We start from the raw sequence: 9,828 nt of genomic DNA on the forward strand, positions 1-9,828 counted from the left end.
CCCTGAATAGATTCAGTCAACAGCTGCGCGCGGACCGGCCGGGTGGTTGGCTGGCGGACATGGCCGCAGACTCCGCGTTCCCGGACAGCCGTCAGAGCACGGAAGGCGCCGCCGCCGCGCGCCGCGATCTGGCCGTACGGGCCGCGGTCGCCCAGGGGCTGGTGGGCGGTACGGAGGGCTGCGAACCACTGGTCTGCCTGCTGGACGTGGCCGGGATCCGGGCGTCCGCGGCCGCCCTGACCGCCGCGTTCACGGCCGCCCTGCCACCGGGCACCCCGGTGCTGCACGCCTTCGCGGTCAAGGCGGCCCCGCTGGTCCCCGTGCTGCGGCTGCTCGCGGCCGAGGGGATCGGCTGCGAGGTGGCCAGCCCCGGCGAGCTGGCGCTGGCCCGGGCGGCGGGGGTGGAGCCGGGGCGGACCGTGCTGGACTCCCCGGCGAAGACCCCGGCCGAGCTGCGCGAGGCCCTCGCCCTGGGCATCGCCGTCAACGCCGACAACCGCCAGGAGCTGGAGCGCCTGGACGCCCTGGTGGCGGCACTACCGGCCGCCGCCGCGCCGGCCGGCACCGCTCCGGCGGCCGCCGCCTCGCCGATCGGCGCCGCCCCGCCTATCCGCACCGTCCCGCCGATCGGCACCGCCTCGCCGATCGGCATCCGGGTCAACCCGCAGACGGGTGCGGGCTCCATCGGCGCGCTCTCGACGGCCACCTCGACCTCGAAGTTCGGCGTGGCCCTGCGCGACGAGGGGGCGCGCGCCTGGCTGCTGCGCGCGTACGCCGAGCGCCCCTGGCTGACCCGGCTGCACACCCACTCCGGCTCCCAGGGGGTGCCGCTGCCGCTGATCGCGCAGGGCGTGCGCGAGCTGCACGGGCTGGCCGAGGAGATCAACGCGGCGGCCCTGCGGCGTACCGGGCGGCGCCAGATCGACACGCTCGACATCGGCGGCGGGCTGCCGGTGAACTTCGCCTCGGACGCCGCGGCCCCGACGTACGCCGAATACGTCGACGCCCTGCGCGCGGCCGTCCCGGCCCTGTTCGACGGCTCGTACGGCCTGGTGACGGAGTTCGGCCGGTCGCTGCTGGCCAAGCACGGCCTGGTGCTGGCCCGGGTCGAGTACACCAAGACCACCGGCGGCCGCCCGATCGCGCTCACCCACGCGGGCGTCCAGCTGGCGACCCGTACGGTCTACGCCCCGGACGCCTGGCCGGTGCGGATCCTCGCCTACGACGCCAAGGGCGCCCCGAAGACGGGTGCGCCGGTGGCCCAGGACGTCGCGGGCCCGGCCTGCTTCGCGGGCGACCTGCTGGCGCAGGACCGTCCGCTGCCTCCGCTCGCGCCCGGGGACCTCATCGGTGTCCCGGACACGGGCGCGTACTTCTTCACGGCCCACTACGGCTACAACAGCCTCCCGCGCCCGGCGGTCCACGGCTTCACGGTGACGGCCGCCGGCGAGGTGCGCTTCGCCCTGGCCCGTCCGGCCCAGTCACCGGCCGAGCTCGTCGCGGAGGCGGGCGGCGACCTGCGCGACGCGCTGCTCTAGCACCGCTCAGGCGTCTGCGGCGGCTGCCGCGTGCGGCCCGGCCGGGGCGAGGGTGGCGGCCAGGGCCGGGGTCAGGCCGCGGACCAGCTCGTCCGGGGCCAGGGCGGTCACCGCCGGGAGGCGGACCAGGTAGCGGGTCAGGGCCAGGCCCAGCAGCTGGGCGGAGACCAGCCCGGCCACCCGGGCGGCCCGCGCGGGGCCGAGGGCGGCGGCCAGGGCCGGGGCCACCTGCTCCGCGAAGACGTCCCGCATCCGCCCGGCCGCCCGCTCGTTCGTCACCGCCGAGCGCAGCAGCACGAGCAGGGCGTCGTCCGCCGGGTCGCCCTCCCAGCGGTCCACGAAGTGGCGTACGAGCGCCTCGGGCAGCCGGTCCGCGGCGACGGCGGACAGGTCCGGCAGGCGCAGGTCCACGGCGAGGGCCGCGTCGAAGAGCTTGTCCTTGCTGCCGAAGTACCGCATGACCATCGAGGGGTCGATCCCGGCGTCCGAGGCGACGCCCCGGATGGTCGTCCGCTCGTAGCCGTGGGCGGCGAAGTGGTCGCGCGCCGCCCGCAGGATCGTCGCCTTGGTCTGTTCCGCACTGCGCACCGTCATGCCAACAACTGTAGGCCAACAACCGTTGACACACCAGGGCGACCGGGGGCACCCTGAAGTCAACAGCCGTTGGCCAACAAACGTTGGCATTCTGGAGGAGGCCACCGTGACCAGCTCCGCCGCACTCCCGGCCCGGACCGACGTCGCCATCGTGGGCGCCGGCCCGACCGGCCTCGCCCTCGCCGTCACCCTCGCGGAGGCGGGCGTCGACTTCGTCCTCCTCGACCGGCAGGCCGAGGGCACCAACACGTCGCGTGCCGCCGTCGTGCACGCCCGCACCCTGGAGGTCCTCGACGAGCTCGACCCGTCGGGGGCCCTGGCGGGCGAACTCACCGGCCGGGGCCTGCCGGTGAGCCGGTTCCGGCTGCGCGACGGCGCCCGTCCGCTCGCCTCGATCCGCTTCGACGGGCTGCCCACCGCCCACCCGTACGCGCTGATGGTCCCGCAGTACGAGACCGAGGCGGTGCTGCTCGGCCGGCTCCGCGCGCTCGGCCGGGACGTCCACCGCCCGTACGAGGTCGGCGCGGTCACCCAGGACGCCGACGGCGTCACGCTCACCACGACGACCGGCGAGAGCCTGCGCGCCGGGTACACCGTCGGCGCCGACGGCATGCACAGCCGCGTCCGCGAGGCCGCCGGGATCGGGTTCACCGGCGAGCGGTACGAGGAGTCGTTCGTCCTCGCCGACGTGGCCATGGAGTGGGCCCCGGGCCCGGGCGAGGTCTCGCTCACCTTCGGCGCCGCGGGCCTGGTCGTGGTCGCCCCGCTGCCCGGGGGGCGCTACCGGATCGTCGCCACCGTGGACGAGGCCCCGGCCACCCCCTCCCTGGCCTTCGTGCAAACCCTGCTCGACGAGCGCGCGCCGGGCCGGGCCACCGTCACCTCGCTCGTCTGGTCGTCACGGTTCCGCGTCCACCACCGGGTCGCCGACCGCTACCGGGCCGGGCGGCTGCTGCTGGCCGGGGACGCGGCGCACGTCCACAGCCCGGCCGGCGGCCAGGGCATGAACACCGGTATCCAGGACGGCCACGCCCTCGGCCGGGCCCTGGCCCGGGCGCTGGCCGAGGGGAGCGCGGACGCCCTCGACGGCTACGAGGCCCGGCGGCGCCCGGTGGCCCTGCGGGTGGTGGCCCTGACCCACCGGATGACCCGGGTGGCGACCCTGCGCGCCCCCGCCCTGCGCGCCGTACGCAACACCGTGCTGCCGCTGCTCTCGCGGATCCCGGCGCTGCGGGACCGGCTGGCGGCCGAACTGGCCGAGCTCCCCTACCGCTGACCGCGGCGGACCGGGCCGGGGGCGCGGCGGGCCGGGCCGGGGGCGCGGCGGGCCGGGGGCGGGGACCCGGGGCGGGCTCACTCGACGAAGAGCCCCCGGGCGGCGGCCTTGGCGTCGAAGTCCTCCAGCCGGGCCTGCGCCTGCGGCAGGGCGTCCGCCATCGCCTCCAGCAGCACCCGGCCCAGCAGCATGGGCGCGCACGCGGTGTCGAAGGCGAGTCCGGTGCCGACCGGGGCGGGGATCAGCAGGTCGGAGTGGTGGGCCACCGGCGCGAAGGCGGAGTCGGCGACCGTGACGACCGTCAGCCCGGCCTCCCGCGCGTACCGCAGGGCCTCCACGACCTCCCGCGGGTGCCGGGGCAGCGCGAAGCAGAGCAGCGCGGACGCGCCGGAGCCGACGGCGGCGTCGATGCGGTCGGCGAGCATCGAGCCGCCTTCGTCGAGGAGGCGCACGTCGGGGTGCACCTTGCCCGCGAAGTACGCGAAGCCGCGGGCCTGCGAGGACGCGGCGCGCAGGCCGAGCACGGGCAGCGGCGTGGAACCGGCGAGCAGCCGCCCCGCCTCCTCGACGGGCCCGGGCTCGGCGAGCACGGCGACGAGCCGGCGCAGGTTCTCGATCTCGCCCTCGACGGCCTGCTGGTAGGAGTTGTACGAGTCGCTGTCCACGGTCTCGGCCCGCTCGGCGGGCGCCACCTCGCGCAGGTAGCGGCGCAGCGCCGGATACCCGTCGAAGCCGAGCGCGACCGCGAACCGGGTCACCGAGGGCTGGCTGACGCCGGCGAGCTCGGCGAGTTCGACGCTGGACAGGAACGGGACGTCGGCCGCGCCGCGCACCATGCAGTGCGCGATGCGGCGCTGGGTCGGCGTCAGCCGGTGCCCCTCGAACAGCTTCTGCAGCCGCGCGGCCGGGCTCTCGCTCATGGTCCGCCCCACCCTCCTCCGTCGCCGTGACGCGTGTGATCCCCGCTGATCTATTCAGTGTGTCAGCACTGTGCATGCGGATATGCAGGACGGCAAGCGGCGGCCGCCCTGCGAGACGCCGGCCCTGCGGTGGCCGGGCGGGCGGGATGGGGGGGCTACCCCCAGTGCGGCCGGGGCGGGCCGTTCCTACGGTGGCCGTATGGAAGAGCTGAAGAGGGATCTCGACGCCACGCTCAGGGCCCGCCGGGAGCTGGGGCCGGAGTACGAGTCGGCGCTCGTGGACTCCTTCGTGGAGAAGGTCGACACGCAGGTGCGGCGGCGGCTGGCGGAGGAGAGGCTGTCCGCGGCGCGTGGCGGCCGTCCGGCGGCGGGCGGGGGAAGCAGCTTCGGCGAACGCTTCGGCTTCGCCATCGTCACGCTGGTCCTGGCGATCCCCTTGTCGGCGATCGGCGCGGCCCACGCGGGCCTGGCGGGGCTCCTGGTCACCTGGCTGGGCGTCCTGGGCGTCACGTTCGCCCACCGGTCGCTGCGCGGCGGGCGGCCGCCGGTGGGCTCCGCCGGCTGACCCGGCGCCCGCCCGCCGTTCCTGGGGCTCCGCCCCCGCGGCCCCTGCGCCTCAAACGCCGGCGGGGCTGGATGGGGTGCGGCGCCCGGCGGCGCTGGGAGGGTACCCCGGGGCCGGGTATCGGGGCTCCGCCCCCATACCCCCGCGCCTCAAACGCCGGCGGGGCTGGATGAGGTGCCCGGCGGAGCTGAACGGTCGGCCGGCGCCGGACCCCTGCGCCTCAAACGCCGGCGGGGCTGGATGGGTCCGGCGGCGCTGACGGTTTGCCGTGCGGGCACAAGGTCCCGGGCCGAGGGGTTACGCAGAGCGAAGCCTGCGCGGGCGAGTGAGCCGAAGGGGGCGCGCCGGGGGAACAGGGACGAGCGCCCGGAGGAACGGCGAGGAACGAGCCGTTTCGAGGACGCACGGCCCTGTGAGCCCGGCAAAAAGCGCCCCCGGAGGCGAACCGAGCCCAAAAAAAGAGAGGCGGGAACCGCCGCACCCCCGGCTGGCCGGGGGGCGGGACGACGGCGGTTCCCGCTTGGACACGGGCCGGGTCAGGGCCGGCCCCGCGTCCGTGGCGTACGCGCGGGGCCGGGAGCCGCTCCGGTTGCCGCGCAACGCCGTTCGTGGCTGCCGGCCGGGCTTCCCAGGGGCCCTGCCGACAGCCACTACTGTGCCGCAGGCGTGTTAAGCGGGTGCTGCCGTCACGTGTCGGGCCCGTACCGTTTGCGCGAAGCCGCGCCAACCGGCCGGGCCCGGCTGCCTACTTGGCGGTGCGCGCGAGGAACGCGAGCAGGTCCTGGCGGCTGACGACGCCGGTGGGCTTGCCCTCGACGAGCACGATGGCCGCGTCGGCCCTGCCGAGGACGTCCATCAGTTCGGACACGGGCTCGCCGGAGCCGACCTGCGGCAGCGGGGAGCTCATGTGCTTCTCCAGCGGGTCGGAGAGCGAGGCCCGCTGGGCGAACAGCGCGTCGAGCAGTTCGCGCTCGACCACCGAGCCGATGACCTCGGCCGCCATGACGTCGGGGTGCCCGGCGCCCGGCTTGACGATGGGCATCTGGGAGACGCCGTACTCGCGCAGGACCTCGATGGCCTGGCCGACGGTCTCCTCGGGGTGCATGTGCACCAGGGACGGCAGGGTGCCCTGCTTGTCGTTGAGGACGTCGCCGATGCGGGCGGCGCTGCCGGCCTCCTCCAGGAAGCCGTGGCCGGCCATCCACTCGTCCGAGAAGATCTTGCTCATGTAGCCGCGGCCGCTGTCCGGCAGCAGGACGACGACGACGTCGTCGGGGCCGAGGTTCTCGGCGACGCGGAGCGCGGCGACGACGGCCATGCCGCAGGAGCCGCCGACGAGGAGGCCCTCCTCCTTGGCGAGGCGGCGGGTCATCTGGAAGGAGTCCTTGTCGGACACGGCGATGATCTCGTCGGCGACGGATCGGTCGTACGCGGTCGGCCAGAAGTCCTCGCCGACGCCCTCGACGAGGTACGGGCGGCCGGAGCCGCCGGAGTAGACCGAGCCCTCGGGGTCGGCGCCGATGACCTTGACCTTGCCGCCGGAGGCTTCCTTGAGGTAGTTGCCGGTGCCCGAGATGGTGCCGCCGGTGCCGACGCCCGCGACGAAGTGGGTGATCTTCCCCTCCGTCTGCTCCCACAGCTCCGGACCGGTGGTCTCGTAGTGCGAACGGGGGTTGTTCGGGTTGCTGTACTGGTCGGGCTTCCAGGCGCCGGGGGTCTCACGGACGAGGCGGTCGGAGACGTTGTAGTACGAGTCCGGGTGCTCGGGATCGACGGCGGTCGGGCAGACCACGACGTCGGCGCCGTACGCGCGCAGCACGTTGATCTTGTCCATCGACACCTTGTCCGGGCAGACGAAGATGCACTTGTAGCCCTTCTGCTGGGCCACGATGGCGAGTCCGACGCCGGTGTTTCCGCTGGTCGGCTCCACGATGGTGCCACCGGGCTTGAGCGCTCCGCTCTCCTCGGCGGCCTCGATCATGCGCACGGCGATGCGGTCCTTCACGGATCCGCCCGGATTGAAGTACTCGACCTTGGCCAGGACGGTCGCCTGGATCCCTTCGGTCACACGGTTGAGCTTCACCAGCGGGGTGTTGCCGATGAGGCTGATCATCGAGTCGTGGAATTGCACCATGTTCTCCAAGGACAGGACTCCACGGGTTCTCCGGGAGGCACCGCCAGGGTATGTCGAAAGGAGATTGGCCGAGGAGTGCTACGGGGCAGGTAAGCCAGCAGAACGAGGAGGTGGCCGGAAAGGTGTCGAGGGCGAGGACGGCCCGCCGTATCGCGGCGGGCGCGGCGTACGGCGGGGGCGGGCTCGGTCTGCTGGGTGCGGCCACGGTCGGTCTGGTCCTGGCGGAGGTGCAGCTCGCGAAGCGTACGGTCGGCACCGGTCTGGGTGATCCGCCGCGGGCGGACGGACTGTACGGCAGCGAGTTCGGCGGGCCGGAGCTGAGCCCGGGACCGCTGCGGCTGGCGATGCTGGGTGATTCGACGGCGGCCGGGCTGGGGGTGCGCCGGGCGAGACAGACCCCGGCCGCGCTGCTGGCCTCGGGGCTGGCGGCGGTGGCCGAGCGGCCGGTGGAGCTGCGCAACGTGGCGCTGTCGGGGGCCATGTCCGACGACCTGGACCGCCAGGTCTCGCTCCTGCTGGACACGGATCTGCCCGCCCCGGACGTCTGCGTGATCATGATCGGGGCGAACGACGTCACGCGGCGGATGCCGCCGACCCAGTCGGTCCGGCTGCTGACGGCCGCGGTACGGCGGCTGCGGCTGGCGGGGGCCGAGGTGGTCGTCGGCACCTGCCCGGACCTGGGTACCATCGAGCCGGTCTACCAGCCGCTGCGCTGGCTGGCCCGGCGCGTCTCGCGGCAGCTGGCCGCGGCGCAGACCATCGGGGTGGTGGCCCAGGGCGGCCGGACCGTCTCCATGGGCGACATGCTGGGCCCGGAGTTCGCGGCGAACCCCCGCGAGATGTTCGGGCCCGATTCGTACCACCCGTCGGCGGAGGGGTACGCGACCGCCGCGATGGCCGTCCTGCCGACCATGTGCGCGGCGCTGGGGCTGTGGCCCGAGACCGACCGGCTCGACGTCTCGCGCGACGAGGACATGCTGCCGGTCGCGAAGGCGGCGTCGGCGGCGGCCGGCCAGGCGGGTACCGAGGTCACGGCGGCCCGCGCCCCGTGGGCCCTGCTCAAGCACCGCCGCCGGCGGCGGGTCCCGGGCGAGGACCTGGAACACACGGCGGCGCGTGCGGCTCCGGCGGCCGCCGGGGCCACGGGAGCCACCGGGGCGGCCGGGGCGGCCGGGGCCACCGGGGCCACCGGGGCCACCGGGGCCACCGGCGGCCCGTCCAGGGGCCCGACGGGCCCCGCCGCGCCCGACCCGGTCCACCCGGCCTGACGCGGGGACCCGCGCGGCTCGCGGCCCGCGGCTCGCGGCCCTCCCGGGCCGGGGGCGGGCATAGCGGGCGGCCGGGCGTTGCTGTCAAGGGCGGGGCCGGGACGCGGCCGGTTGCGTTCCGCCCGGCCGGGGCACGGGTGCGGTCCGCATCACACGCGCCAGGCGGTGACCTCGACCGTACGGGGCGGTAACTTCGCATGCGGTCCCGCAACGACGCACCCTTGGAGTCCCGATGCCCGAAGCCGTCATCGTTTCCACCGCCCGCTCTCCGATCGGGCGCGCCGGCAAGGGCTCCCTCAAGGACGTCCGCCCCGACGACCTGACCGCCACGATCATCCAGGCCGCCCTCGCGAAGATCCCCGAGCTGGACCCGCGCCAGATCGACGACCTGATGCTCGGCTGCGGCCTCCCGGGCGGCGAGCAGGGCCACAACCTCGCCCGTATCGTCGCCGTGCAGATGGGCATGGACTACCTGCCCGGCACGACGATCACCCGTTACTGCTCGTCCTCCCTCCAGACCTCCCGCATGGCGCTGCACGCCATCAAGGCGGGCGAGGGCGACGTCTTCATCTCCGCCGGCGTCGAGACGGTGTCGCGGTTCGCCAAGGGCTCCTCCGACGGCCTGCCGGACACCCACAACCCGCTCTTCGTCGACGCCGAGGCCCGTACGGCCGAGGTCGCCGCGAGCGAGGGCAGCGACTGGCACGACCCGCGCGAGGACGGCCTGATCCCCGACGCGTACATCTCGATGGGGCAGACCGCCGAGAACCTGGCCCGCCTCAAGGGCGTGACCCGCCGGGACATGGACGAGTTCGGCGTGCGCTCGCAGAACCTCGCCGAGGAAGCCATCAAGAACGGCTTCTGGGCCCGTGAGATCACCCCGGTCACCACCCCGGACGGCACGGTCGTCGCCAAGGACGACGGCCCGCGCGCCGGGGTCACTCTGGAGGGCGTGGAGGGCCTCAAGCCCGTCTTCCGCCCCGACGGCCTGGTCACGGCCGGCAACTGCTGCCCGCTCAACGACGGCGCCGCGGCGCTCGTCATCATGAGCGACACCAAGGCGCGGGAGCTGGGCCTGACCCCGCTGGCCCGGATCGTCTCCACCGGTGTCACCGCCCTGTCCCCCGAGATCATGGGCCTGGGCCCGGTCGAGGCGTCGAAGCAGGCCCTGAAGCGGGCCGGGCTGACCGTCGGCGACATCGACCTGTTCGAGATCAACGAGGCCTTCGCCGCCCAGGTCATCCCGTCGTACCGCGACCTGGAGATCCCGCTGGAGAAGCTGAACGTCAACGGCGGCGCCATCGCCGTGGGCCACCCGTTCGGGATGACCGGTGCCCGTATCACCGGCACCCTGATCAACAGCCTGCAGTTCCACGACAAGCAGTTCGGCCTGGAGACGATGTGCGTGGGCGGCGGCCAGGGCATGGCCATGGTCATCGAGCGGCTGAGCTGAGCCGTAGCGGAGGGTAGGGGTCGCCCCGAGGAACGAGGGGCGGCACCTGCCCGCAGCGCAGGCGAAGCTCAGCGCGACCG

8 protein-coding genes are annotated in these 9,828 nt (G+C 74.7%); 5 read left to right on the top strand and 3 right to left on the bottom strand.

The window, feature by feature from the left end; genetic code table 11:
- Window positions 1–59: 59 nt before the first annotated feature.
- Complete coding sequence (locus tag ACIPXB_RS20705) at window positions 60–1,538, top strand: diaminopimelate decarboxylase (RefSeq protein WP_401451909.1); 1,479 nt, start codon at window positions 60–62, stop codon at window positions 1,536–1,538.
- A gap of 6 nt (window positions 1,539–1,544) precedes the next feature.
- On the opposite strand, the gene ACIPXB_RS20710 is transcribed toward ACIPXB_RS20705, so the two are convergent.
- Complete coding sequence (locus ACIPXB_RS20710) at window positions 1,545–2,132, bottom strand: TetR family transcriptional regulator (protein ID WP_401451912.1); 588 nt, start codon at window positions 2,130–2,132, stop codon at window positions 1,545–1,547.
- A 106-nt stretch (window positions 2,133–2,238) separates the two neighbouring features.
- Here ACIPXB_RS20710 and ACIPXB_RS20715 point away from each other — a divergent pair, with 106 nt between their 5' ends.
- Entirely contained in the window at window positions 2,239–3,408 is a 1,170-nt protein-coding gene (locus tag ACIPXB_RS20715; protein WP_401451915.1) for an FAD-dependent oxidoreductase, read from the top strand.
- 77 nt (window positions 3,409–3,485) lie between these two features.
- On the opposite strand, the gene ACIPXB_RS20720 is transcribed toward ACIPXB_RS20715, so the two are convergent.
- A complete protein-coding gene (locus ACIPXB_RS20720) occupies window positions 3,486–4,328 on the bottom strand; it encodes a MurR/RpiR family transcriptional regulator (RefSeq protein ID WP_401451918.1) in 843 nt (280 codons plus the stop codon).
- A 199-nt stretch (window positions 4,329–4,527) separates the two neighbouring features.
- On the opposite strand from ACIPXB_RS20720, the gene ACIPXB_RS20725 reads away from it, so the two are divergent.
- Window positions 4,528–4,893, top strand: a complete 366-nt coding sequence (locus ACIPXB_RS20725; protein WP_401451921.1) for a hypothetical protein — start codon at window positions 4,528–4,530, stop codon at window positions 4,891–4,893.
- 745 nt (window positions 4,894–5,638) lie between these two features.
- On the opposite strand, the gene ACIPXB_RS20730 is transcribed toward ACIPXB_RS20725, so the two are convergent.
- Window positions 5,639–7,024 carry a cystathionine beta-synthase gene (locus ACIPXB_RS20730; RefSeq protein ID WP_401452159.1) on the bottom strand — a complete coding sequence of 462 codons (1,386 nt, stop codon included), beginning with the start codon at window positions 7,022–7,024 and terminating at the stop codon, window positions 5,639–5,641.
- A 125-nt stretch (window positions 7,025–7,149) separates the two neighbouring features.
- Here ACIPXB_RS20730 and ACIPXB_RS20735 point away from each other — a divergent pair, with 125 nt between their 5' ends.
- A complete protein-coding gene (locus ACIPXB_RS20735) occupies window positions 7,150–8,295 on the top strand; it encodes an SGNH/GDSL hydrolase family protein (protein ID WP_401451924.1) in 1,146 nt (381 codons plus the stop codon).
- Window positions 8,296–8,527: 232 nt separating this feature from the next.
- Window positions 8,528–9,748 carry an acetyl-CoA C-acetyltransferase gene (locus ACIPXB_RS20740; protein ID WP_401451927.1) on the top strand — a complete coding sequence of 407 codons (1,221 nt, stop codon included), beginning with the start codon at window positions 8,528–8,530 and terminating at the stop codon, window positions 9,746–9,748.
- Window positions 9,749–9,828: the final 80 nt, after the last annotated feature.

Origin of the sequence: Streptomyces sp. NPDC090022, assembly GCF_044748145.1 — a bacterium.
Taxonomy (GTDB): Bacteria; Actinomycetota; Actinomycetes; order Streptomycetales; family Streptomycetaceae; genus Streptomyces.